The organism is Streptomyces sp. NPDC008086, from assembly GCF_042957325.1.
Classification (GTDB): Bacteria; Actinomycetota; Actinomycetes; order Streptomycetales; family Streptomycetaceae; genus Streptomyces.
On sequence record NZ_JBIBIA010000007.1, the window covers coordinates 327,588 to 352,470 of the forward strand.

The window sequence follows — 24,883 nt, forward strand, 5'->3', positions numbered from 1 at the left end:
GCGCCTGTCGGTGGCGAGGAAGACCACCACGTCGGCGACCTCCTCCGGCTCACCGAGGCGCTTGAATGCCTACAGCTGCGGCCGCGCTGCCGTTGTCCCGTCCTAGTAACGGGGGGCGACCTGTTCGAGGGCGGCCGGGGGATGCCCGGGGCCGCCCTCGCTGAGCCAGCTGTTGCTGGTGATATGCGTGGCGTAGAGGCCAGGAGGCCAGGAGGCGGGCGGCTGGTGGGTGTCAGAGGCTGAAGACGAGTTCGGCCTGGTCGCGCTTGGTGCTGTGCAGGTCCCAGTAGCCGGGGGAGTCCTCGGCGCCACGGCCGACGCCGCCCCGGACGCCTGGCGCCGTCTCGTCGCCTGGATGATCCAGTCCTTCCAGGCCCCGGCCCGCGGCCCGCTGCCGGACCCACCCGAGGATGCCGCGCTGTACGAGGCCATGCGGCGCACCAGTCAGGACGTCAACCAGCTCGAAACGGGAAAGCGGGGCTGAGCCGACGGCCAGAATCTGCGGCAGGGCGGGCCTGCAAAGCGGAGATCAGGATGGGCCTACAAAGCGGAGATAAGGAACGACCTGAGTCACGGCTCTGTGACTGGAAAGCATTCACGCTGGATGTCGAACCGCCTGCCGCGATATGGATGGACGCATGAGCAGCAACGGGGGAGCCCCTTACCGGTCCGACGAGCCGACGAGTTTCGAACTGCAACCTCCGCAGCCGAACCTGCCCCCGGCCGTCCCCCACCCGGACAACCCGTACGCGACACCCACCGCGCCCACCGCGCCCACCCCGCCCGCAGCGCCCACAGCGTCTGCCGCGCCCTCCGCACCCACCCCGGACCCCGGCACCGGGCGGCTGATCGCGGGCCGTTACCGGCTGCTCGCCAAGCTCGGGCACGGCGGCATGGGCACCGTCTGGCGGGCCAAGGACGAGACGGTGGACCGCGAGGTCGCCGTCAAGGAGCCTCGCGTACCGGACCACCTTCCCGAACGTGAACGTGCCAACGCGTTCGAGCGCATGCGTCGCGAGGCACGCGCCGCGGCCCGGCTCGACCACCCCGCGGTCGTGAACGTGCATGACGTCGCCGTCGTGGACGGCCAGCCGTGGATCGTGATGGAGCTGGTGCAGGGCCGTTCGCTGGGCGACGCGCTCCAGGAGGGCACCCTCGGGGCCCGGGACGCGGCGAGAATCGGCCTCGAGGTGCTCGGCGCGCTGGAGGCCGCGCACGCGGCGGGCGTCCTGCACCGCGACGTGAAGCCGGACAACGTCATGCTCGGCCGCCACGACCGCGTCGTCCTCACCGACTTCGGCATCGCCCAGATCGAGGGCGAGACCAATCTGACCGACACCGGCGGCTTCGTCGGCTCGCCCGAGTACATCGCGCCGGAGCGGGTGCTGGGCCAGCGCCCGGGACCCGCGAGCGACCTGTGGTCCCTTGGCGTCGTGCTCTACGCGGCGACGGAGGGCGTCTCGCCGTTCCGCCGCAGCAACACCCCGGCCACCCTCCAGTCGGTCCTCAACGCCACGCCCGCACCGCCCGCCGCGGCCCAGGGTCCGCTCGCCGAGGCCATCAACGGCCTGCTCCAGAAGGACCCGGCGCGCCGCCCCGACGCCGCGCGGACGCGCGCGCTGCTGGAACAGGCCGCCAATCCGCCGGTGCAGGCCGCCACCCAGGTCGTACGGATACCCGAGAGTGTCAAGAGGGGCGTCGTGCTGGGGCCCAGGACGCTGCTCGGCATCGGTGCGGCGGTGGTCGCCGGGGCCGTGGCCGCGTATCTGGTGGTCGCCGATCCGTTCGCGGGGCCGTTGCCGGATCACTGGAAGGTCCGTGAGGAGAAGGTCCTGGGCGCCTCCCTCGCGGTGCCCGACGGATACAAGCGGGGCGTGCCGGAGGAGACGGACGACGACCACTGGGTGACGTACACCGATGAGAGCGGTGCCATCTGGATCGGCCTGAGGCTCGACAAGAAGGCCGAGGACACGGGCAGCAGTATCGCCGACTCCGCGGCCGCCGAGATGTACGACGACAACAGCGACTTCAAGGAAGGCACCGCCTACGACCTCAGCATGGCCGCGGGCGCTCGGACCCAGCCCGAGGGCGAGACCACGTACCAGGGCAAGTCGGCCGCCGAGAACACCGTCGTCTACACCACCACCGACAGCCAGAACCCACGTCCGCGCGAGATGAGGATCTTCTACTACAAGACCTCGGCCGGGAACATGTACAAGCTCACCATCAACTACCCCGGCAAGGGCGACTTCACGGACCGGGGACGTGAGGTGGCGCAGACGGCCATCGACAACCTGAAGATCGACAAGCTCTGAACTGGCCAAGGGTCGGTCCCACAAGGTAGTCATGGGACACATGAACGAAGACGGTGCCCGCCCCGCTCCCAACGGGCGTGTGATCGGCGGGCGTTACCGCCTGATCGAGCGCATCGGCTCCGGCGGCATGGGCACCGTCTGGCGGGCGTCCGACGAACTGGTCGGCCGCGAAGTCGCCGTCAAACAGCCTAGGTTGCCCGGCGACCCGGAGGACGAGGCCCGTCAGCGCGCCGCCCACCGGCTCTACCGTGAGGCCCGCGCCGCCGCCCGCGTCGAGCATCCGGCCGCCGTAGCCATCCACGACGTCGTCGTCGAGGACAGCCTGCCCTGGATCGTCATGGAGCTGGTCCGCGGCGAGTCCCTGCACGAACTGCTGCGGCGCGGCCCGTTGGGGGCGACCGAGGCCGCCCGGATCGGCCTCGCCGTCCTCGGCGCCCTGCGCGCCGCGCACGCCGTCGGCATCGTCCACCGCGACGTCAAGCCCGCCAACGTACTGCTCGGCCCTCCCCCACTCTCGAGTTCGCTCGAGCGGGGGGACCCCCACCACCGCGTCGTCCTCACCGACTTCGGCATCGCCCACATCCAGGGCGAGGAGTCGCTCACCGTCAGCGGCGAGTTCGTCGGCTCCCTGGAGTTCATCGCCCCCGAACGGATGTCCGGCCGAGGCGCAGGCCCCGCCTCCGACCTGTGGTCGCTGGGCGTCCTCCTGTACGCCGCCGTGGAGGGCTGGTCCCCGTTCCGCCGTACGACCCTGGAGTCCACGCTCGCCGCGATCCTCGCCGCCGACCCGCCCGAGCCGAAGCAGGCGGGACCGCTGGGGTCGCTGCTCGTGCGCCTGCTGGTGAAGGACCCCGACCGGCGGCCCGGCGCGGACGAGGTCGGGGCGGTGCTGGAGGCGGTGGTGGAAGGGTGGCCGCTGCCGGTGCCCTCCGGGGGTTCGGCAGAGGAGGAGTCACAGGACGCTTCAGGGCTGCGGGAGTTCGCGGAGGACTCGGGGACGGTACGGCTGAGGAACGAGGCGGCGTCCGGAGAGAAGGGCGGGCCGGAGCCCGAGCCGAAGGCCGAAGCCGTCGACGGAACCCCTGACCCGGAGGCGACCGCATCTCCCGCGGCCCCCTCCGGCCCCCGGCGCCGTCCCTGGCCGCTGCGCACCGTCCCGGCCGCCGTCCTCGGCGTCCTCCTGGTCGGCGGGACCTGGTTCACCACCTCCTCCTTCCTCGTCGGCCACGACAACGACGACGGCAGGGCGAGGCACTCCGCCCCCACCCCGGCTCCCCTCACCTGGACCAGTCACCGGGAGGAGAAGCTGGACGCCGTCCTGTCCGTGCCGAGCCGGTACGAGCTGTTCCACCGCCAGGCCGGCCCCACCGACGAGCCGCGGCTCGTGATCTACGAGGGCGACCGCGTCAGCGTCCGGCTCACCCGGTGGGACAAGGTCGCCGAGCCGGTCAGGAGCCAGGCGGGCCTGCACTCCGGTTACTGGAAACTGACGGACGACAGGGCAGGCACCCAGTACAACGACACCAGCTTCCAGGGCTACGACGCCGTCCTCGCCGACACCACCTACCGGGACGGCGACGTCCCGACCCGGGTGATGGAGCTGTTCGTCAAGACCGACGACGCCCGCCTGTACGCACTGCGCGTCAAGATGCCCAAGGGAACCGCTCGGGAGAAGGAAGGCACCGCCGTCTTCAAGGGCGCCCGTGACCGACTCGAGATCGAATGACCCGGCACCGACCCCGGCAACGCCCTGATCAGCACATTCGTTGCCAGTGGACACTGGCGGCATGTGAGCACTCGGTGAATCCCCGTTACCGACGGGTACACAAAGCCCGGCACTCCGGCATACCCTGCGCCTCATGACGGACGCGCAGGCCCCGGCCAAGACCGGCACGAACCCCCTCGCCCCCGCCCCGGAGGGCGCCCGTACCGCAGCCGACGTGGTCACCCCCGAGCTGGTGGCCCAGCTCACCAAGGGCGTGGTCGGCTCCGGTCGCACCGCCAACCACACGCCGTTCACCGGCGAGAAGCTGGCCGACCTGCCCGAGTCGACGCCCGAGGACGTACGCCAGGCCTTCGAGGCGGCCCGCCTGGCCCAGGCCGTCTGGGCGCAGGTCCCGGTACGGCAGCGGGCCGCCGTCCTGCTCCGCTTCCACGACCTGCTGCTCGAACGCCAGGCCGAGGTCCTCGACCTCATCCAGCTGGAGACCGGCAAGGCCCGGCTGCACGCCCACGAGGAGGTCCAGGCCGTAGCCGTCGCGGCCCGCCACTACGGGCGTAAGGCCCCCGCCTACCTCAAGGCCAAGCGGCACGCGGGCGCCATGCCCACCCTCACCCGCGTCACCGAACTGCGCCACCCGCGCGGCGTCGTGGGCCAGATCGCCCCCTGGAACTACCCCCTGGAGCTCTCCGTCGGCGACGCGCTCCCGGCGTTCGTCACGGGCAACGCGGTCGTCATGAAGCCTGACACGGAGACCTGCCTGACCGCCCTCTGGGCCCGTGACCTGCTCATAGAGGCCGGTCTGCCCGCCGACGTCTTCCAGGTCGTGCTCGGCGAGGGCCCGGTCGTCGGCCCCGAGGTCGTCCGGCACGCCGACTACGTCTCCTTCACCGGCTCCACCCGCACCGGCCGCCAGGTCGCCCAGGGCGCCGCCGCCCGCCTGGTCGGCGTCTCCCTGGAACTCGGCGGCAAGAACGCCATGCTGGTCCTCGAGGACGCCGACGTGGAGAAGGCCGCCGCGGGCGCCGTCCGCGCCTGTTTCTCCTCCGCAGGCCAGCTGTGCATCTCCATCGAGCGGCTCTACGTCCACGAGTCGATCGCGGACGCCTTCGTCGAGCGCTTCGCCGCCCGCACCAAGGCGATGCGGCTCGGCAAGTCCCTCGCCTACGGCGCCGACATGGGCTCCCTGGTGGGCGAGCGCCAGCTGGAGACGGTCACCCGGCATGTGGAGGAGGCGGTCGAGAAGGGCGCGAAGCTCGTCGCCGGCGGTGTGGCCCGCCCCGACATCGGCCCGTACTTCTTCGAGCCGACCATCCTCGACGGCGTCGAGCCGGAGATGAGCGTCTGCGCCGAGGAGACCTTCGGCCCGGTCGTCTCCATCTACCGTTTCAAGACCGAGGACGAGGCGGTCGAACACGCCAACTCCACGCCGTACGGCCTCAATTCCTCGGTCTGGACGAAGAACGGCAGCCGCGGCCGCGCGGTCGCCGCCCGCCTGCGCACCGGCACGGTCAACGTCAACGAGGGCTACGCCCCCGCCTACGGCAGCGTCCAGTCCCCGATGGGCGGCATGAAGGACTCCGGCCTCGGCCGTCGCCACGGCTCCGAGGGCATCCTCAAGTACACGGAGGCCCAGACGGTCGCCCAGCAGCGGCTGCTGCCGATGGCGCCGTCGCTGGGGATGGACGACGAGAAGTACGCGCAGTTCATGAGCCGCAGCCTCCGGCTGATGAAGGCGTTCCGTTTCCGCTAGAGCCCGGCCTTCCAGCCGCCGCACCACCGCTTTCAACGAGGAGAGCACGTGTCACAGGAGAACTCTGCCCAGAAACAGGGCGAAGGCTCGGATCACGAGGGATACGACTACGACGTCATCGTCGTCGGGTCGGGCTTCGGCGGCTCCGTGACGGCGCTCCGCCTGACCGAGAAGGGCTACCGGGTCGGCGTCCTGGAGGCCGGCCGCCGCTGGACCCGCGAGACCCTCCCCAAGAACTCCTGGGACCTCAAGAACTACCTCTGGGCCCCCAAGCTCGGCATGTACGGCATCCAGCGCATCCACCTGCTCGGCAATGTCATGGTCCTCGCGGGCGCCGGCGTCGGCGGCGGCTCCCTCAACTACGCCAACACCCTCTACGTACCGCCGAAGGCCTTCTTCGACGACCCCCAGTGGCGGGACATCACCGATTGGCAGGAGGAGCTGAAGCCGTACTACGACCAGGCCCAGCGCATGCTCGGCGTACGGCTCAACCCGACGATGACCCCGTCCGACGTCCACCTCAAGGCGGCCGCCGAGAAGATGGGCGTCGGCGACAGCTTCCACATGGCGCCGGTCGGCGTCTTCTTCGGCGACGGCAAGGACGCCGAGGGGAAGGCACAGGCCGAGCCCGGGCAGGAGGTCGCCGACCCGTACTTCGGCGGGGCGGGACCGGCGCGCAGGGCGTGCACGGAGTGCGGCGAGTGCATGACCGGCTGCCGCCACGGCGCGAAGAACACCCTCAACGAGAATTACCTCTACCTCGCCGAGAAGGCCGGCGCGGTCGTCCACCCCCTGACGACCGTCGTCTCCGTCACGGACGACTCGCAGGGCGGCTACGCGGTGGCGACCCTGCCGACCGACCGCCGGAAGAAGGGCGGGGACCGGCTGTTCAAGGCCCGCCGCGTGGTGATCGCGGCCGGCACGTACGGCACCCAGACCCTGCTGCACCGCATGAAGGCGGGCGGCCAACTCCCGTACCTCTCCCCGAAGCTGGGCGAACTGACCCGCACCAACTCCGAGGCCCTGGTCGGCGCGCAGACCGACAACCGGCGCTACCGCAAGGCGACGGGCGAGCCGAAGGTCGACTTCACCCGCGGGGTGGCCATCACGTCGTCCATCCACCCGGACGAGAACACCCACATCGAGCCGGTCCGCTACGGCAGGGGCTCCAACTCGATGGGCGGCCTGTCGATCCTCCAGGTCCCCTACGCGGAAGGCCGTTCGCGGGTCGGTGGCTGGCTGGCGAACGCGGCCCGCCACCCCCTCCTCGTCCTCCGCTCCCTCTCCAACCGCCGCTGGTCGGAGCGGACCATCATCGGCCTGGTGATGCAGTCCCTGGACAACTCGCTGACGACGTACCTGAAACAGGACGGCGTCGGCAAGGGCCTGCTGACCGCCCGCCAGGGCCACGGCGCGCCCAACCCCAAGCAGATCAAGGCCGCTTCCCAGGCCGCGTCGGTCATCGCCGCCGACATCAACGGCTTCGCCGGCTCCAACGTCGGCGAACTCATGGGCACCCCCCTCACCGCCCACTTCCTCGGCGGCTGCCCCATCGGCGACTCACCCGAGACCGGCGTGATCGACCCGTACCACCGGCTGTACGGCCACCCCGGCATCTCGGTCGTCGACGGAGCCGCGGTCTCGGCCAACCTCGGCGTCAACCCGTCCCTGACGATCACCGCACAGGCCGAACGCGCGATGTCCTACTGGCCCAACAAGGGCGAGGCCGACCCGCGCCCCGCCCAGGGCTCCGCGTACGAACGCCTCAAGCCGGTGGAACCCCTGTCCCCGGCCGTCCCGACGGAGGCGTTCGGCGCCCTGCGGCTGCCGTTCCTGGGGATGCCGGCGGTGCCGCCGAAGCAGTAGGCGACGCCGCTGGACGCGTCGCGAAAACAGAGAAGGACCTGCGCCCCCCTCCGAGCGCAGGTCCTTCGCTGTCTTGCGTGGAGCTCTGGTGAGGCTTACGCCTCCGCACCGCTCCGACGACGCTTCATCGCGAACATGACGCCGGCACCGGCGACAATGGCGATGCCACCGATGGTGGCGATGGCCGGCATGTCTGAGCTGGAGCCAGTCTGCGCGAGGCTGCCGGTGACGGGCTGCTCGCTGACGCCTCCCTGCGGCTTCTCCTCGGCCCCGGTCGAGGGCTTCTCGGCGCCGGGCTCGGCCTCGCCCGGGTTCTCGTTCGACGAGCCGGCGGGCAGGACGTCGAAGAACCAGCCGTCGCCGAAGCCCTCGGCGATGCAGTCCTCGCCGTTGATGTTGTCGACGTACGCACCGGTGCCGAAGTGGTAGGACTCACCGGCCGGGGCACCCTTGTGGATGTTCACCCGCAGGTCGATCTTGTTGAAGTCGCCGGGCTTCATCGTGTCGGTGCCCCAGAAGTAGGCACCGGCCAGGCCGTCCTCGCCCTCGATGCTCTCCCAGGCATTCGTGCTGGGGTTGCGGAACTGGAGGTCGACGTACGGACTGAGGGTCGGCTTCCAGGTCTCCCAGTACTTGGTGCTCTCGACCTCGGCGTAGAAGGCGACGTCCTTGAGCGTGACGTCGGAGGTGTTGGTGACCTTCAGGAAGAAGGAGTGCCAACCGCTGCCCGCCACGATCTTGCCCGGCAGGGCGCTGACCTCGGTCTCGAGCGCCTCCTCGGCGAAGTCCTCGTCGACCTCCTCGCAGTACGGAAGGTCCTCAGGGTTGCTCTCCTCGGGAGCCGGCGTGCTCTCCTCGGCGGCCGGGGTGGACTCCTCGGCGGCGGGGGTGCTCTCCTCGGCCGCGGGGGTGGACTCCTCGGCGGCGGGGGTGCTCTCCTCGGCCGCGGGGGTGGACTCCTCGGCGGTGGGAGTGCTCTCCTCGGCCGCGGGGGTCGACTCCTCGGCGGCCGGCGTGCTCTCCGACGCAGTCGGCGTCGGCGTCTCGCCAGTGGCGAACGCGGCCGGCGCCGACAGCAGCGCGATCGGCGCTATGACGGCCGTCGTGGCCGCGGCGGCCAGGGCACGGCGAAGCTTCATGAAGACCTCGAAAGTCCGGAGTGCCGCGATGTCGCGGCACGCGTGTCAGGGAGGCCTCCGCGTGTGGGGCGCGGGTGTGGCCCTTGGTTCGCAGGGTTTGATCAGTGACGGCTGTGAATGGTTGTGCCTTCACTAACGGATTTCTTATGTGCCCTGCGTCACATCTCTCATCGGTCCCGGCGGCCCCGAGCGATGTCCGAGGCCTGACGTACGCTCAGCTGCCCCACGACAGATCGAGAGAGAGCGACAGGCATGGCCGACAGACCGTCAGAGGGGCCCAGATCCGGTGCGGACGAGGGCGAGGGAGCCGGCCCGTCCTCGTCCATATCCGACGACGAGTGGAAGAAGTTCGTCGAGGACGCCGAACGCGAAGCCGCCTCCGCCCCGAAGGAACCCTCCGCCCGCGCCCGCATGGTCACCGAACGGCTGCGACAGCAGGAGGCGCGGGGCGAGTTGCCGCCCGGCTGGCGTACCGGACCCGCCTGGCAGGAGATGGACGGGCGGGCAGCCCGGCGCCGCCGCCGGTGGGCGATCCTCGGCGTGCCGCTCGCCGTGGCCGTCGCCGTCGTGGCGGTACGGCCCTCGCTGATACCGGGCGACCCGTTCGGCACCGCGGACTCCTCCCCGCAGGGCGTATCCGCGTCCCCGCTCCCGGCGGAGACCGCCGCCCCGACGGCCGCGCCCGGCGCCGCCGACCCGGCCGTCCCGACCGTGGCCCGGCCGTTCGCCGGATCGCCTGCCGAGCGCTGGGCCGACGGCGAGGCCGGCATCGCCCTGCCGAAGGCCACCCCGGTCGGCACGCTGTCCAAGGGCCAGGTGGAGCAGGCACTGCGACAGACCAGAAAGCTCCTGGTCGACGCCAACCTCGACCCGGCCACGCTCCGCGGCGAACGCCCCGAAACCGCCCTCGGCGTCATCGAGCCCCGCCAGACGGAACTGCTCGACCTGCTGACCACCGCGCTGCGCAAGCCGGACAAGGACCACGACCCGCTCTCGATGTTCAGCCGCTTCGACCCCGACGAGGTGCGACTCGCCGGTGCCGTCGTCAAGACGCGGGGCCGCATGACGTTCAAGGCGGGTGAACACGCCTCCGTCGTCGTACACGCCGACTACACCTTCGTCTACCCGCTCGTCCGCGAGGGCTCGACCGAGGTGGCCCGCACCATCATCCGCCGGGTCGTCGACACCGAGCTGTCCGACCCCACCAGGTACCAGGTCACCTCCGGGAAGATCGCCGTCCTGCGCTACGACCAGGAGATCGGCAACTCGGCCTGCGACGTGTACGACGGGTACCTGCATCCGCACTTCGACTCGACGGCGCCCACCGGCGCACCCCCCACCGGCCCGACCACGGACCCGTACGACCGCAGCAAGGACATCGACGCGGACCGCGCGGAGGGATGCGGCACCGTCTCCCGCACCTGAGGCGTCGCCCGGCCGTCGGGCGACCGGACATGAGAAGGGCCCCGCGGGACGGAGCCGCGGGGCCCTTCTTTCGTCAGCACCGACGTCAGGGCAGCGTCGGTGCCTGCGGAGCGGCGCCGGGGGGTCGCGCCGCTGGTCATGGTCGGGGTGCGCCTGGATGGTCGAGGGGACCGAGGCGCTTCTCACGCATCGTGCTGGACGGACGGGGCCACCGCAACCGCTCGACCCTGCCTTGTACTCCGTCCCGGGCCTCGCACTCCCTGTCGCCCTCCCCGCCGGTCGGCCCCGGGCGTCCCCGGAGCCGACCTTCTCTTGAGTGACCGGGCTGCTGTCCCCTGCCGTCCGGTCACCTTCCTGGAGCGAGGTCCCACGGCGTACGACACGATCCGTACGCCTCATCGCCCCAGCGAGCCACGCGTGGTTCTTTCGGGCCCGCCCCTGGCTGGCACGGACACCGGTACCAACGAAGGGGCCCGGGAGGCGTCACGCTCCGTACGAGTGAGAGGGGATGCGTACGTCTGTCCCCGGAACGTGGATTCAGATCCGGCCGCGGCACAGCTCCAGCAGCGTCATCGCCAGCGAGGTGCCCGGCTTGCCCAGCGCCTCGCTGTAGTGGTTGAGGATCTCCATCTCACGGGAGAGGTTCACGCGCCGGCCGCCCGACGTGATCCGCGCCTCCTGGATCACCGCCGAGACGGCCATGCGTTCCTGGATGAGGCCGATGATCCGGTCGTCGAGTGCGTCGATGCGTTCCCGGGCGCCGGTGATCACGCCGGCGGCCTCGGGCGTGTGCGCGCCGGTCTTCTCCGCCGCGGTCGCGGTCTTCTCTGCTGCGGTGGTCGTCATCTCGGGGGGGCTCCTCGCTGGATGGGGCTGATGGGGCTGGACGAGTGCGGTGCCCCGGAGCGGCAGGATCCGGAAAACGCGAGGCGCCCCGGACCTTGTCGGCCCGGGGCGCCTGGGAAGTCGCTTGTCAGTTGCTCAAGCAGCACGACCATGGCAGCCGGTGGGCCGGTTGCCATAGGTAAAGAGGAAGGTCTGGTGCGTGAGCATGGCGTCAGTATGCCGTGCCGCCGACGGGTGTCCAAGAGGGTTCGCATGGTGAGACCGGCTTCGACCCCGGAGGGCCTCCGCCGAGCCCGGTAGACTCGGCCTCACACACACCTCGCTCACCGCCGGAAGGCAACCCGTGTCATCAGCGAACCCCGCCGCCGCCACCGACACCGTCCTGGTCGTCGACTTCGGTGCGCAGTACGCCCAGCTCATCGCCCGTCGTGTCCGCGAGGCCCGGGTCTACAGCGAGATCGTGCCGAGCACCATGCCGGTCGCCGAGATGCTCGCCAAGAACCCGGCGGCGATCGTCCTCTCCGGCGGCCCCTCGTCCGTGTACGAGGAGGGCGCCCCCCGGATCGACCGCGCGCTCTTCGAAGCCGGCGTCCCCGTCTTCGGCATGTGCTACGGCTTCCAGCTGATGGCGCAGAGCCTCGGCGGGACCGTCGACAACACCGGCGCCCGCGAGTACGGCCGCACCGACCTGCACGTCTCGAAGTCGTCCTCCACCCTCTTCGAGGGCACCCCGGCCGAGCAGCATGTGTGGATGTCGCACGGCGACGCCTGCTCCGCCGCCCCCGAGGGCTTCGCCGTCACGGCCTCCACGGACGTCGTCCCGGTCGCCGCCTTCGAGAACGACGAGAAGAAGCTCTACGGCGTCCAGTACCACCCCGAGGTCATGCACTCCACGCACGGCCAGCAGGTGCTGGAGCACTTCCTGTACCGCGGCGCGGGCCTCACGCCGGACTGGACGACCGGCAACGTCATCGACGAGCAGGTCGCCGCGATCCGCGAGCAGGTCGGCGACAAGCGCGCCATCTGCGGCCTCTCCGGCGGCGTCGACTCCGCCGTGGCGGCGGCGCTGGTCCAGAAGGCCATCGGGTCCCAGCTGACCTGCGTGTACGTCGACCACGGCCTGATGCGCAAGGGCGAGACCGAGCAGGTCGAGAAGGACTTCGTGGCCGCGACCGGCGTCCAGCTGAAGGTCGTCGACGCCGAGGAGCGGTTCCTCAAGGCGCTCGCCGGGGTCTCGGACCCCGAGGAGAAGCGGAAGATCATCGGCCGCGAGTTCATCCGGGTCTTCGAGCAGGCCCAGGCCGAGATCATCGCGGACGAGGGTCCGGCCGTGGAGTTCCTCGTCCAGGGCACGCTCTACCCCGACGTGGTCGAGTCCGGTGGCGGCACCGGCACGGCCAACATCAAGTCCCACCACAACGTGGGCGGGCTGCCGGAGGACCTCGAGTTCCAGCTGATCGAGCCGCTGCGCAAGCTGTTCAAGGACGAGGTCCGGATGGTCGGCCAGGAGCTCGGGCTGCCGGAGGAGATCGTCCAGCGCCAGCCCTTCCCGGGCCCCGGCCTCGGCATCCGGATCGTCGGCGAGGTCACCAAGGAGCGGCTCGACCTGCTCCGCGAGGCCGACGCCATCGCCCGCGAGGAGCTCACGGCCGCCGGCCTCGACCGCGACATCTGGCAGTGCCCGGTGGTCCTGCTCGCCGACGTCCGCAGCGTGGGCGTACAGGGTGACGGGCGGACGTACGGCCACCCGATCGTCCTGCGGCCGGTCTCGTCCGAGGACGCCATGACCGCCGACTGGTCGCGGCTGCCGTACGACGTCCTGGCGAAGATCTCGACGCGGATCACCAACGAGGTGCGCGACGTCAACCGGGTCGTCCTCGACGTGACCTCGAAGCCGCCGGGCACCATCGAGTGGGAGTAGGCCCTTCACGGCCCTTCCGGTGAAGGGTTCGGGCTGTGAAGGGGCTCAGCTGCGCTTGATCGTGCGCAACGGCTCGCCGGGCTTCCAGACCTGGACGACCAGGTACTTGTCTTCCTCGACGTAGGTCCGCACGACCTCCGTCAGCTCGGTACGAAAGAGGTGGAACGGCTCCGGCGGTTCCACCTCTTCGCCGTACGCGGCCTTCTGCGCCGGGTCCTCGACCTCGATCGCCCGCCCGGAGACCCGTACGTCCCCGCCGCCCATCGACTGCCCCTCCCCGGGGTTCGCCTGGAGCGCGAAGCGCGGGTCGCGGCGCAGGTCGAGGGCCTTGAGCGAGTCCGGCATCATGCCGAGCCACAGCTCGCCGTTCAGGAAGCGCACCTCCAGTCCGGTGGTGCGGGGCGAGCCGTCCTTGCGGAGGGTGGCGAGGACATGGTGGGTGAAGGCACCGAAGCGTTCCTCGGCGGTGCGGGCGAGATCGGGTTCGGCCTCGGTGAAGGTGGCCCAGTTCGCTGTCATACGGTGAGTGTCGCGTCGATATCCGACATCCGCTGTCTGGATTGCGGGTGGGGAAGTCGCGATCCCGGGTCTGAGGGGGCGGTCCCGGGCTTTCGGGGGCGGGATCTTTACAGAACATCTCTGTTCTCCTGCGCTGACCGCCGGTAACTTCCGCCCCGTAAGCAACCCAGTGCGGGAGGACACATGCACGGGACGCCCCTCGGGCCCACTCCGCCCTCGCCGCTGCCGACCGACCGGCTGCAGTTCGCGATGCCGCCCATGCACGAATCCGTCGAGGACGAGCGCCGGCACCGCAGGGAACGGCTCGCGGGCGCGCTGCGGATCTTCGGGCGGCTCGGCTTCGAGGACGGGGTCTCCGGGCACATCACCGCGCGCGATCCCGAGTTCAGCGACTGCTTCTGGGTGAACCCGTTCGGGATGCCGTTCAAGCACGTCACGGTCAGTGACCTGGTCCTCGCCAACTCCGAGGGTCAGGTGATCGAGGGGCGGTACCACGTCAACCAGGCGGCGTTCACCGTCCACTCCCAGGTCCACGCCGCCCGCCCGGACGTCGTCGCCGTCGCCCACTGCCACTCGGTGCACGGGCGGGCGCTCGCGGCGCTCGGGGAGCTCCTGGACCCGATCACCCAGGAGAGCTGCGCCTTCTACGAGGACCACGCCCTCTACGACGCCTACTCGGGCGTGGCCGTCGACGCGACTGAGGGCCGCCGGATCGCCACCGCGCTCGGCTCCCGCAAGGCCCTCGTCCTGCGCAACCACGGCCTGCTGACCGTCGGCGACTCGGTGGACGCGGCGGCCTGGTGGTTCCTGTCGATGGAACGGTCCAGCCAGGTCCAGCTGACGGCCCGGGCCGCGGGGCGTCCCGTGCTCATCGACCACCGGCAGGCCGTGGCGACGCGGGAGCAGCTCGGCGGTGATCTGGTGGCGTGGATCAACTACCAGCCGCTGTGGCAGGACGTGAGCCGGAGCGAGCCGGATCTGCTGAGCTGACGGAGGGAAGGGCCGGGGCGTAGCCCTGGGCGACGCCTGTGGCGCTGGGCAGGCCTGTGGCCCTGGGCGAGGTGAGGGGCACCCTGGCCGCGGTGAGGACCCCTGGCCGCGGTGAGGGACTCCTGGCCGCGGTCAGAAGCCTCGCAGGACTGCCGCCTTCGTCATCGTGAACTCCTCGTCCGTGAGGACGCCGTCGCGGTGCAGCTCGCCCAACTCCCGCAGTCTGCGCAGGAGTACGTCGTGGTGGTCGGCGGCCTGGGGCGGCGGGACGGACGCCGTGGGTCGGGCGCGGTCGGCGGAGTCGATGCCGGGGCGGGTGGACGGGTGCGGCAGGCGGGCGGCGACCGCGGTGGCCACCAGGGCGGTGAGCAGGTCCCGGCGGACGCTGCCCCACAGGTCGAGGGCGTACGGGTCCTTCTCCGGCGGCAGTTGGGAGAACACCGTCTCCCGGGTCACGAACCGCAGGAAGCCGTCCTCGTGACCGGAGTTCGGCAGCCACTCGACCTGGACGAGGTCGCCCATGCCGATGATGCGCGGGCCCGTCGCCCGTTTGACCCGGTCGGAGGTGTCGGACCAGTCGATCCGCACCTGGCTGCCGTCGAAGGAGACCGTGCCGTCGGAGGAGCGGACGGAGACCGGGACCGGTGGGCCGGGGAGGAGATACGTCCTGGTCGGCTCCTTGGGGATCTGGTCCAGGAGGAGTGCGTGGCGGATCTCCTCGGCGACGTACTCGGCGACCCCCGCACGGTCGGCGTCCACCGCCAGCCGGTACGGATCCGCCGTGTCGGGCAGCCGGCCGCCGGTCGCCTGGAGCAGCGGGTCGGCGCCCTCACGCAGCCGCATCCGTAGCCGTCCGCGTTTGCGTTCGGGCTCGAAGACGATGCTCGCGACCGCTTCGAGGGGGACGGCGATCTCTCCGTAGGTCTGCCGGAACAGCGGCACGGAGCGGTGGAGTCCCGGCGTGATCCGGACCGTCGTGCCGTCGAAGGCCCAGGTCCCGTCGCGCTGGATGATCTCGGCCATGGGGAAATTCTCGCAGCCGGGTCAACACGGAGAGCCCTGTCGTCACTCGCGTCGAACCGACCTGCCGGGCGGATCGTGCCTGGACTACGGCACAATTCGCTGTCGCCGTACGTGAGTTGGCGGCGGCGGTGGTCGGTGGTGCGGCCGGGGCCCGATTCGGCCGTGGCCGGTATCTGAGATCGGGCTGCCGATCGTGGGGCTGTGGGGCTATAAGGCCATGAGGTCATAGGCCATGGGGCACCAGGGCATGAGGGTTTTCGGGAAGGCGGGCGTCGGGCGTGGCGGTGCAGGAGGCTGGACAGGGCAGCGCGGCGGTGGGCGCGCACGGGGGTGGCTGCACCTGCGGGGACTGTCCGCACGGGGCGCGGGCGGGGCATCGGCGCGCGGTCGCCGAATTCCTGCTGAAACGGGACGAATTCGCGGCCGGTCAAGGACTCCCCGCCGCGGTGGCCCACTCGGCCTCGGCCTCCCGGCAGTGGGTCTCCGAGGAACTGACACAGTCGGCGGAACTCGTCGCCGAGCGGGGGCGCGCCGAGGGGGAGGCCTGGCTGGCCCGGCTGTGGTCGCGCACGACGGCCGTCGTCTGGGGCCTCGTCGTCGCGCTGCTGCTGGTGCAGGCATTCACGGCCATCGGCACGGGGTGGACGTCGGCGCGTACGGCGGGGCTGCTGGCGGCGCTGGTGACGGCAGCGGCGCTCACGGCCGCGTCCTGGTTCCACCGGGCGCGCGGCGGGGCGCTGGCCCCGGTCATCGGTGAGGACAACCGGCTGTCCACGTCGCGTGTGGTGGCCGCGGCCTGGGTGCTGTTCGTGGCCTACGCCGTGCTGGTGCTGGTCGGTCAGCTCGCGGCGGCGTCCGGGCACCATGAGCGCGACGCGCTGATCGCCGGTCTCGAACTCGGGCGCGGTGCCGGCGTGGTGACCGTGCTCGCCGTGGTCTGTGCCATCGCGGTGCTGGTGCGGCGGGTCGTCGGGGTGCGGGTGCTCGGGCAGCGCCTGCAGAAGGTTCGGGCCCATCGGCCCCGGGCGGCGGACCTGCTGACGGACGACGCGGGGCGGGGTGCGTTCGCCGACATCCAGTACGTCGTGATCGGCGGGGTGGCGCTGCTGTTCGCGGCGGTGCGGTTGGCTCGGCGGCCGGATCAGCTGCCGGACCTGCCGTGGGGGCTGGCGGTGGTCGTGCTGGTCTCCGCGGCGACGTATCTGGCCGGGAAGTACGCCGAGGGGGGTCGGCCGGTGATCCTTTCGGTGGTGCGGGCGCGGGAGGCCGGTGACCTGGACGCGCCCATCCGTACGGGGGACGACATCGAGATCCGAGGAGCCGGGTTCGTCCCGCCGGGGGCGCAGGGGGCGGACCGGTTGTCCCGGATGGTGGTGCGGATCGGGGCCGTGCATGTGCGGGTGCCGCTGGTGCCGGTGAACGGGGGCTTCAGCAATCCGACCGACGCGGTGCTCACGGTGCCGGTGCCGGCGGATGTGGAGCCGGGGCGGGTGGAGGTGCAGGTGGTGAGTGCGGTGGGGGTGGAGACCAATCGGTACGCGATCGATGTGACCGAGTGACGGTGCCTCCGGCGGTGGGGCGGGGGATGCCTGCGGGTGCCTCCGGCGGTGGGGCGGGGGATGCCTGCGGGTGCCTCCGGCGGTGGGGTCGGGGATGCCTACGGCGGCCCGTTGCGGTGAGTGGGGTGCGTAGCGCCTGGGTGCGCTGTGGGGCGGGGCCGTGCCGGGGGGTGTCCGTCCTCGGTCCGGTGGTCACGTACTGCCAGGAGGGGGCCGTGTCTTGACACCGGACTCTGCGGGCGGACACCCCCCGACACGTCCCCTTCCCGCCGTGGGCGAGTGCGGGGCCGTGGGGGCTTCTCGTCGGGCTTCCATGCCTCCGCGGGGTTTCCCTTGGGCGGGGGTGGTCGGAGAATACGGGGCTGGGACAGGTGAGCGGCGCGGGCCTTGCGTACGTATCGTCTGTTGAGGGGTCACGGCATGGCGGGCGAGAGGCGGCTACGGGCGATGACTCACGGTATGCATTCGGACACGCACTCCCCTTATCTCGACGGCGACCGGAATTGGCGGGATACGGCTTCCCGGTACGCGTTGCTTCCGCTGCGCGTCTTTCTGGGCGTCACCTTTATCTATGCCGGGCTGGACAAACTGACCGACAGCGCCTTTATGAAGGACTCCGGTGCGGGGTCGGTCGGGGACATGATGCGTGCCGTTCGTGACTCGTCGGCCATTCCGGCGATGGTGGACATGGCTATGAAGAATCCCGTCGGGTTCGGCTACGCCATTGCCTTCGGCGAGGTGGCCGTCGGGATCGGGACGTTGATCGGGCTGTTCGCCCGACTGGCGGCGCTCGGTGGGGCGCTGATTTCGCTGAGCCTGTGGCTGACGGTGAGCTGGGCCTCCGATCCCTACTACTACGGCAATGACCTGGCCTATCTGATGGCCTGGCTGCCTCTCGTGCTGGCGGGCGCCCCCATGCTGTCCGTGGACGCGGCGTTGCGTGGGCGGCGACGGCAGAGGGCGGGCGGTTATCGGTAGTCGGGAGGGTGGGGATCCGCGACGCCGCGCTTGCGTATCCCTCGGGTCAGGACTCCTACCGCACCTGCCAGGCAGAGGCCGCCCATGACCAGGGGGATCACCACGAACCAGGGTGTCTCCCAGGCGCCGCCCGCGTCCCCGACGTAGATGACGCCCGTGATGGTCAGGAAGGCGCCGGCGACCAGCCTGCCGGGCTGGAACTCATGACGTAGCACGGCTCACCTCCGCCTGTCCCACGCCTACGCTCAGATCGAGGTCCAGTGTGCCCGCCTCCTTGGTGCCCGTGGGCGGTGTCAGCGTGAGTTCCTTGTGCTTGCCCGGTGCCACGTCCACGTCCTGCTGGTCGTCGCCCGGCAGCTGGATGTCTCCCACTCCTACGTCGATGCTCAGCCGCACGGTCATGTCGTCGGGGACGATCACCTTCAGGCGGCCCACGCCCACGTCCGCTCCGGTGGTCAACGTCTGGCCCTGAGCGACATCCAGGTCAGTCAGATCCAGGGTGCCGACGCCTGTGCCGAGGTCGTACTGCTGCTGTACCTCCGCCACGGCCGCCGGTCTCCAGTTCCGCTCGACCCAGTGGGTGCTGATGTCCTTGGGAAGTGCCGCCGAGGCGGCCAGCAGGCCCGCGGTGACGATCGCCAGGAATATGGAGCCCGCTCCTGTACGGCCCAGGAACGAGCTGACGGCTATGCCCAGGCCGAGGACGAGCAGCGCGCAGGCCAGGCCGGTCTGGAGGCTGGTGCCGAGGGCGTGGTCGTCCCAGGTCGCGTTGGTGCCGAGGGCTCCCGCGAGAAGGGCCAGCAGGAACACCCAGCCGCCGATCCAGCGAGGGCCGCGCGGCTTCGGCGGCTGCGGGCGTCGGGCCCGTATGTCCCCGCGGCTGCTCCAGGTGCCGAGGCCGATGGTGACGGCCGCCGCGACATCGCGGTCGTGGGAGTCGCGAGGGCCCCAGAGATAGCCGGTGCCGCCCTCGTGGGTGCCGTCCTTGACGATGGGGTCGCGCCACCAGGAGGGGTAGGCGGCGGGGACCGGTGGGGCCTGGGCCTCGGGTGGGGCGTCGGCGACGGCCTGGGCGGCGAGCGGGTCGGGGTCGGGGGTGCCGCGGTGCCGGGACCAGTAGCCGGCGCCCGCGACGAGGAGGGAGAGGACGACGGCGAAGGCCAGCACACCGCCGTTCTTCAGCAGCGTCAGGAAAACGCCGCAGCCGACCAGCGCGAACAGCACGGCCGTCAGCGCCTGGCCGTCGACGCGGCCGGTCAGCAGCTTGCGCACCTCGTTCTCGTCCTCGTCGTCGTACGGGACGAAGAGCCAGGCGAAGCCGTAGAAGAGGAGACCTATGCCACCGGTCGCGGAGAGCACGGCGAGGGTGATCCGGAAGATCACCGGGTCCATGTCGCACTGCCGCCCGAGTCCGGCGCACACGCCGGCCAGCATCTTGTGCCGACGGTCGCGCCGGAACCTGTGCGGCGGGTCGAGTGCCTCCGCTTCCACGCCCGCTTGCTGGGACGCGGCTGCCGGGCCGGACGTGGTGCCCGCGGTGGGCACGGCGTCCGGCTCGGGCACGGAGTCCGCGGCGGGCTGGTGATCTGTCATGTGTCCATGGTGACGGGCGGGTCGGTCCGGCGGGAGTCGGAATGACCCTGGTCGGACCCTGATATCGGCCCTGAGGAGGGGGCGGGGGAAGTGTTCGACGCGGCGGATGTCGAAGATCAGGGGAGTCTCGGGGGTCGACCCTGATGCCCCGGTGCTCCGACCGTGTGAACATCGATGGCATGCCGGAAGCCGCAGCAGCGCCACTCGTCGAACCGCGGCCGCCGCGCAAGCTCTACCGCAGCAGCGACGGACGCTGGCTCGGGGGCGTGGCGCGGGGGCTCGCCGGGCATCTCGGCCTGCCCGTGATCTGGGTGCGACTCGTCTTCGTCGGTCTGTTCATGGCGGACGGGCTGGGTGCGCTGCTGTATGCCGCGTTCTGGTTCTTCGTGCCGCTCGGCGTCGGCGGCGTCGGCGCGCAGCGGCCGTCCCCCTTCGCCACCGAGACCGCACCCGACGGGCGGCGCAGACTCGTCGCCCGCAAGCCGGACAAGGGGCAGATCGTCGCACTGCTCCTCATGGTCGTGGTGGCGATGGTCTTCGTCGGCAGCGTGGACCTGGGCAGCGGCGCCAAGGCCTACCTCCTGCCCGCCGTGCTCGTCGGCGCGGGCGTCGCCCTGGTCTGGCGCCAGGCGGACAACTCCCGGCGGGCCCGCTGGATGGAGGTCGGCCGACGCAGGCGCACCCTCACCCTGCTGCGTGCCGCCGGCGGCGTCGTGCTGGTCACGGCCGGTGTCTCCGGCATCTTCGTCCTCCAGGGCTCCGCCGCCCACCTCGGCTCAGTCCTTCAGGCGGCATTGGCGGTGCTCGTCGGTATAACGCTCCTCGCCGGCCCGTATCTGGTCCGGATGACACAGGACCTGTCCGAGGAACGTCTGATGCGCATCCGCGCCCAGGAGCGCGCCGAGGTCGCCGCGCACGTCCACGACTCGGTGCTGCACACCCTGACCCTGATCCAGCGCAACGCGGAGAACGCCAACGAGGTCCGCCGCCTCGCCCGCGCCCAGGAGCGCGACCTGCGCACCTGGCTTTACAAACCCGAGGGCACCGGCAAGGAGGAGGCCGACGAACCCGCCAACCTCGCCGACGCGGTGCGGCGCAACGCCGCCGAGATCGAGGACAAGCACGGTGTCCCCATAGAGGTCGTGGTCGTCGGCGACTGCCCGCTCGACGAGAGAATCGCCGCACAGATGCAAGCCGCGCGCGAGGCGATGGTGAACGCCGCCAAGTACGGTGGCGAGGGCGGCGCCGTGCAGGTCTACGCCGAGGTGGAGGGAAAGACCGTCTTCGTGTCCGTCCGGGACCGCGGTCCGGGCTTCGACCTCGACTCGATACCCGCCGACCGCATGGGCGTCAGAGAATCGATCATCGGCCGTATGGAGCGCAACGGCGGGACGGCCCGGCTCCGGGCGGTGCCCGACGGCGGTACGGAGGTCGAGCTGGAGATGGAGAGGGCGGAGAAGACGTCATGAGCGACCCGACCGAGGCGAACGAGCCTGTGGAGTCGACCGGCGCGAGCGCGGTCGAGCGGCATGTGCGCGTGGTCCTCGTCGACGACCACCGCATGTTCCGTACCGGAGTCCAGGCCGAGATCGGCCGGACCGAGCAGACCGGCGTCGAGGTCGTCGGGGAGGCCGACGACGTCGACCAGGCGGTCACCGTCATCACCGCGACACGGCCCGAGGTCGTCCTCCTCGACGTGCACCTCCCGGGTGGCGGCGGGGTCGAAGTCCTGCGCCGCTGCGCCCCGTTGATGGCCGACGCCGAGCAGCCCGTCCGCTTCCTCGCCCTGTCCGTCTCGGACGCGGCGGAGGACGTGATCGGGGTGATCCGGGGTGGTGCGCGCGGGTACGTGACGAAGACGATCACCGGCACCGACCTGGTCGACTCCGTCTTCCGGGTCCAGGACGGCGACGCGGTGTTCTCGCCGCGCCTCGCCGGGTTCGTCCTGGACGCCTTCGCCTCGACGGACGCGCCGCCGGTCGACGAGGATCTCGACCGGCTCACCCAGCGCGAGCGGGAGGTACTGCGGCTGATCGCGCGGGGGTACGCGTACAAGGAGATCGCCAAGCAGCTGTTCATCTCCGTCAAGACGGTCGAGTCGCATGTGTCGGCGGTGCTGCGCAAGCTCCAGCTGTCCAACCGGCATGAGCTGACACGGTGGGCGACGGCGCGGCGTCTGGTGTGAGCCCGGCCCCGGTGCGCCGGGGTGTCGGGCCCCCAGGTCACGCGACCCGTGTGGCCCCGGCGAACGGCATCTCGTCGAGCGGGGCCACCCGGACCGGGGCCGAGGGGTTCGGGGCGTGGATCATCTGGCCGTTGCCGATATACAGGCCCACGTGGCTGATGCCGGAGTAGAAGAACACCAGGTCGCCCGGGAGCAGTTCGGAGCGGGAGACGCGGCGGCCGGCGTCGATCTGGGCGTAGGTCGTGCGGGGGAGGGAGAGACCGGCCGAGCGGTAGGCGGCCTGGGTGAGCCCGGAGCAGTCGAAGGCGTCCGGGCCGGTCGCGCCCCAGACGTAGGGGCTGCCGAGCTTTGAGTAGGCGTATGAAACGGCTGCCGCCGCGCGGGCGTTGGGGGCCTGGGCCGTGGCCGAGCCGGGGGCCGTCAGGGCGTCGCGGCTGCCGGTCGAGGAGCGGGCGGCGCGGTCCGTGCCGTTCGCCTGGAGCCGGTCGCGTTCCTCGGTGGTCAGCCGGGCGAGCAGGGTGCGGGCGGTGTCCAGCTTGCCGTTGATCGTCCTGCTGTGGCGTTGCAGTTCCGCCTGCCGGGACTTCAGCGAGGTCAGTTCGATGTGCGCCGCCCCGCGCAACTGCTCGATCTCGCGCAGTTGGCTGCGGACGCTCGCGACGGAGGCCGCCTGGCGGTTGCCGGTGCGTTCGGCGAACTCCGCTCCGTCGAGGTAGCGGTCGGGGTCGGCGGAGAGGGCGAGTCGGAGTGCAGGGTCGAGGCCGCCGTCGCGGTACTGCGCCGCCGCCATCGAACCGAGCGCCTCCCGCGCCGAGTTGAGCTTCTCCGTCTTGCGGGCGGCCTCGTCCTGAAGCGTCCTGATCCGCCGCTCGGCCGCGTTCGCCTGTTCCTTCGCCCCGTTGTACTTCTCGGTCGCGACCTCCGCCTCCTGGTACAGCTTGTCCACCTTCGCCTTCACCTGCGCCGGAGTCAGCTGTGGCTCGGCATGTCCCGTCCCGTCGAAGCCCGTCGCCGTCGCCGCGCCCGCCAGGGCGATCGTCCATGCCGTGCGGGCCGTACTGCCGCCGGCCGAGCGCTGACGGGGCTTTCGGTGCGCTGCCACGTGGACCTGCACGTCCTTTCGTACGACCGCCTCGTCCCGTACGTCCACCGGGGCGGTGGCCGTACGACCGTTCCCGGAGGGAGCGGGCCGCCCCGGGGGAGCGGTGGGCGTACGAGCGCCTGGGGGTGCGGACGTACGGCTGCCCGGGGGCGGGTTACGCGTCCGGCGGCGGCCTGCACAGGGGGAGCGGGCCGCCGCCGGACTTTCTCGGCGGTGGTGTCCGACTGCCGCCCCTGGCCCGGGCGGCGGTGGGGAGCCGGTCACCTGGTGGAGGACGCTAAACCTCTGTGTGTCGGTCCGGTAACGCGTTGTGCGGAAGTGCCGGGAGCAGACCGGGAGATGACCGTAAGTGAGCGTGATCCCGGGTTGGGGACGTCATGTTCACGCTGTGTGCTGACCGATGTGGCGGAATGGAGGGCGGGGTGAGGCGATCGGGTGCTAAGGGGCGCATATATGCATGATCGAGAGGGGTGGGCTCGATGGCGGGGTGCGGTGGTGGGGGTGTCCGTCGGGCTGGTTAGGCTCCGGCGTCATGGACGTACTCATCCACCTTTTCGTCGGCCTGCACATCGTCGGTATCGCCGCGCTGCTCGGTGGCTTCCTCACTCAGATGAAGGCGATGGGCCAGGGCACGGCCCGGTTCGTCCCCGCGATGCTGCACGGCGCGCTGACCATGCTGGTCACCGGGGTGATCCTCGTCGGCCTCAATCAGGCGGACGACCAGCCCGTCGACAACGTCAAGATCGGCGTGAAGCTTGCGCTGCTGGTCGTGATCCTCGGGCTCGTGTACGTGAAGCGGGACGAGGAGACGGTGGACAAGCGGCTGTTCGGGGTGGTGGGGCTGCTGACCGTGGCGAACATCTTCATCGCCGTGTTGTGGACGTGACGTCCGTCCCAGCGGTCCTGGCTCCGGCTCCCGTGGTGGAGCCGGGGGCGTACGCCCAGACCGCGCCTGCCGTGACCGCCAGCCAGGCCGCCACCGCGATCCACATCAGCGCCTCGCCGGGGCCCTCGAGCCAGGGGACGTCCAGGGCGGCGGCGACGGAGAGGGTCGCCGCGGCCGTCATGCCGAGCGGGAACACGGTCGCCCAACGCCGTATGTCGTAGCGCGGCCGTGGCCAGGCGATCTCGGCCAGCAGCAGGGCGGCGTACCAGGCCAGGTCCAGGACCAGCAGGGCGACGGTCACCGTGTGCAGGGTGCTGGTGTCGTCGTCGTTCCAGAGGTACAGGCGGGCGCTGTCGGCGGCGAAGAGCTTCGAGCCGGCGAGCGCGGAGATGGCGAGGGCGCCGCCCGCCACCCAGTGGTCGCCGACGCCGTCGGCCACCTGCCGTAGGTCGAAGCGGGTCAGGGCGACGACATAGAGCACCAGGCCGAGCCAGAACAGTACGAGGGCCGCGTGGGCGAGCCATGCCGAGGCCTCGGTCACGGCGAGCGTCGCGCCCAGGACGGCCAGGCCCTCCGTGGCCACGCAGCCCAGGAACACGGTGCCCGGCATCCCGCGGTGCCAGTGGCGTACCACGGCGATGAGGAGGCCCGGCCAGAGGACGGCCGCGAGGGCCAGGAGGGCCTTGGCGAGGGTCTGCCAGCCGAGGACGCTGAAGCGGGTGCCCAGGACGGTCGTCGCGGCGATGGCGGTCAGGGCGGCCGGGGTGGCCGCCTCCTTCACCCACCTCGCGCGGTCCCACAGGAGGCGTGCGGTGAAGTCGGCGGCGAGGGCGAGCCAGGTCACGGAGGCCAGGGCGAGGGCGATGCGGGAGAGGGTTTCGTAGCCGGTCTGGTGCAGGGTGACCGACAGGATGCCGGTCGCCATGACTGCGGCGCCGGCTGTGGGGGGACGCCGCGACCACCAGGTGTGGAGGGGGGATGTGGGGGTGGTGGTGGCGGACATGGGTCGATGCTAGGAGGGGGGTGGAGGTTGGAGGGTGGGGCACGCCGGGTGCCTCCGGCG

General features: G+C 71.2%; 21 protein-coding genes. 13 read left to right on the forward strand and 8 right to left on the reverse strand.

Translation table 11 applies throughout. The features are described from left to right. Window positions 1–229: 229 nt before the first annotated feature. The 5 genes from ACFZBP_RS26065 to ACFZBP_RS26085 all read left to right on the forward strand — a co-directional run bounded on the left by ACFZBP_RS26065 (window position 230) and on the right by ACFZBP_RS26085 (window position 7,654). Complete coding sequence (locus ACFZBP_RS26065) at window positions 230–484, forward strand: hypothetical protein (protein ID WP_391416490.1); 255 nt, start codon at window positions 230–232, stop codon at window positions 482–484. A gap of 154 nt (window positions 485–638) precedes the next feature. Then, window positions 639–2,315, forward strand: coding sequence for a protein kinase (locus ACFZBP_RS26070; RefSeq protein ID WP_391416492.1), 1,677 nt, complete (start codon window positions 639–641; stop codon window positions 2,313–2,315). 40 nt (window positions 2,316–2,355) lie between these two features. Continuing rightward, a complete protein-coding gene (locus tag ACFZBP_RS26075; RefSeq protein WP_391416494.1) occupies window positions 2,356–4,041 on the forward strand; it encodes a protein kinase in 1,686 nt (561 codons plus the stop codon). A 133-nt stretch (window positions 4,042–4,174) separates the two neighbouring features. After that, window positions 4,175–5,788, forward strand: coding sequence for a succinic semialdehyde dehydrogenase (locus ACFZBP_RS26080; protein ID WP_391416497.1), 1,614 nt, complete (start codon window positions 4,175–4,177; stop codon window positions 5,786–5,788). A gap of 48 nt (window positions 5,789–5,836) precedes the next feature. Continuing rightward, a complete protein-coding gene (locus ACFZBP_RS26085; RefSeq protein WP_391416499.1) occupies window positions 5,837–7,654 on the forward strand; it encodes a GMC oxidoreductase in 1,818 nt (605 codons plus the stop codon). A gap of 95 nt (window positions 7,655–7,749) precedes the next feature. Here ACFZBP_RS26085 and ACFZBP_RS26090 read toward each other — a convergent pair whose 3' ends face one another. Then, window positions 7,750–8,793, reverse strand: a complete 1,044-nt coding sequence (locus tag ACFZBP_RS26090) for an LPXTG cell wall anchor domain-containing protein (RefSeq protein WP_391416502.1) — start codon at window positions 8,791–8,793, stop codon at window positions 7,750–7,752. 252 nt (window positions 8,794–9,045) lie between these two features. Here ACFZBP_RS26090 and ACFZBP_RS26095 point away from each other — a divergent pair, with 252 nt between their 5' ends. Next, a complete protein-coding gene (locus ACFZBP_RS26095) occupies window positions 9,046–10,218 on the forward strand; it encodes a hypothetical protein (protein ID WP_391416504.1) in 1,173 nt (390 codons plus the stop codon). A gap of 537 nt (window positions 10,219–10,755) precedes the next feature. Here ACFZBP_RS26095 and ACFZBP_RS26100 read toward each other — a convergent pair. Next, window positions 10,756–11,064 (reverse strand): chorismate mutase, encoded by a 309-nt coding sequence (locus ACFZBP_RS26100; RefSeq protein WP_383452405.1) that lies wholly within the window; start codon window positions 11,062–11,064, stop codon window positions 10,756–10,758. A gap of 343 nt (window positions 11,065–11,407) precedes the next feature. Between ACFZBP_RS26100 and guaA the strand changes: the two genes are divergently transcribed. Further along, window positions 11,408–12,985, forward strand: coding sequence for a glutamine-hydrolyzing GMP synthase (gene guaA / locus ACFZBP_RS26105; protein WP_383452407.1), 1,578 nt, complete (start codon window positions 11,408–11,410; stop codon window positions 12,983–12,985). Between the two features lie 45 nt (window positions 12,986–13,030). On the opposite strand, the gene ACFZBP_RS26110 is transcribed toward guaA, so the two are convergent. Next, entirely contained in the window at window positions 13,031–13,504 is a 474-nt protein-coding gene (locus ACFZBP_RS26110; protein ID WP_391416508.1) for a pyridoxamine 5'-phosphate oxidase family protein, read from the reverse strand. Between the two features lie 183 nt (window positions 13,505–13,687). Here ACFZBP_RS26110 and ACFZBP_RS26115 point away from each other — a divergent pair, with 183 nt between their 5' ends. Beyond that, window positions 13,688–14,494, forward strand: coding sequence for a class II aldolase/adducin family protein (locus ACFZBP_RS26115; protein WP_383452411.1), 807 nt, complete (start codon window positions 13,688–13,690; stop codon window positions 14,492–14,494). 132 nt (window positions 14,495–14,626) lie between these two features. Here ACFZBP_RS26115 and ACFZBP_RS26120 read toward each other — a convergent pair whose 3' ends face one another. Then, complete coding sequence (locus tag ACFZBP_RS26120) at window positions 14,627–15,517, reverse strand: DUF4429 domain-containing protein (protein WP_391416511.1); 891 nt, start codon at window positions 15,515–15,517, stop codon at window positions 14,627–14,629. Window positions 15,518–15,795: 278 nt separating this feature from the next. Here ACFZBP_RS26120 and ACFZBP_RS26125 point away from each other — a divergent pair, with 278 nt between their 5' ends. Both ACFZBP_RS26125 and ACFZBP_RS26130 read left to right on the forward strand, forming a co-directional pair. Next, the gene (locus tag ACFZBP_RS26125) at window positions 15,796–17,076 is read left to right on the forward strand and encodes a hypothetical protein (protein ID WP_391416513.1); all 1,281 of its coding nucleotides are present in this window, start codon (window positions 15,796–15,798) and stop codon (window positions 17,074–17,076) included. A 447-nt stretch (window positions 17,077–17,523) separates the two neighbouring features. Further along, entirely contained in the window at window positions 17,524–18,054 is a 531-nt protein-coding gene (locus ACFZBP_RS26130; protein WP_391416889.1) for a TQO small subunit DoxD, read from the forward strand. Here ACFZBP_RS26130 and ACFZBP_RS26135 read toward each other — a convergent pair. Next, entirely contained in the window at window positions 18,045–18,269 is a 225-nt protein-coding gene (locus ACFZBP_RS26135; protein ID WP_391416515.1) for a hypothetical protein, read from the reverse strand. The genes ACFZBP_RS26130 and ACFZBP_RS26135 overlap by 10 nt on opposite strands. Then, complete coding sequence (locus ACFZBP_RS26140; RefSeq protein WP_391416517.1) at window positions 18,256–19,647, reverse strand: PspC domain-containing protein; 1,392 nt, start codon at window positions 19,645–19,647, stop codon at window positions 18,256–18,258. The genes ACFZBP_RS26135 and ACFZBP_RS26140 overlap by 14 nt, the downstream gene beginning before the upstream one ends. 143 nt (window positions 19,648–19,790) lie before the next feature. Here ACFZBP_RS26140 and ACFZBP_RS26145 point away from each other — a divergent pair, with 143 nt between their 5' ends. Beyond that, window positions 19,791–21,116, forward strand: coding sequence for a PspC domain-containing protein (locus ACFZBP_RS26145; protein WP_383452421.1), 1,326 nt, complete (start codon window positions 19,791–19,793; stop codon window positions 21,114–21,116). Beyond that, the gene (locus ACFZBP_RS26150) at window positions 21,113–21,832 is read left to right on the forward strand and encodes a LuxR C-terminal-related transcriptional regulator (protein WP_383452423.1); all 720 of its coding nucleotides are present in this window, start codon (window positions 21,113–21,115) and stop codon (window positions 21,830–21,832) included. The genes ACFZBP_RS26145 and ACFZBP_RS26150 overlap by 4 nt, the downstream gene beginning before the upstream one ends. Window positions 21,833–21,869: 37 nt before the next feature. On the opposite strand, the gene ACFZBP_RS26155 is transcribed toward ACFZBP_RS26150, so the two are convergent. Next, a complete protein-coding gene (locus ACFZBP_RS26155) occupies window positions 21,870–22,934 on the reverse strand; it encodes an NlpC/P60 family protein (protein WP_391416520.1) in 1,065 nt (354 codons plus the stop codon). Window positions 22,935–23,466: 532 nt separating this feature from the next. Here ACFZBP_RS26155 and ACFZBP_RS26160 point away from each other — a divergent pair. Next, window positions 23,467–23,820: a hypothetical protein gene (locus ACFZBP_RS26160; protein ID WP_391416522.1), complete on the forward strand. Its 354-nt coding sequence runs from the start codon at window positions 23,467–23,469 to the stop codon at window positions 23,818–23,820. On the opposite strand, the gene ACFZBP_RS26165 is transcribed toward ACFZBP_RS26160, so the two are convergent. Next, window positions 23,798–24,823, reverse strand: coding sequence for a tellurite resistance/C4-dicarboxylate transporter family protein (locus tag ACFZBP_RS26165; protein ID WP_391416524.1), 1,026 nt, complete (start codon window positions 24,821–24,823; stop codon window positions 23,798–23,800). The two genes, ACFZBP_RS26160 and ACFZBP_RS26165, sit on opposite strands and share 23 nt — an antisense overlap. Window positions 24,824–24,883 lie beyond the last annotated feature (60 nt).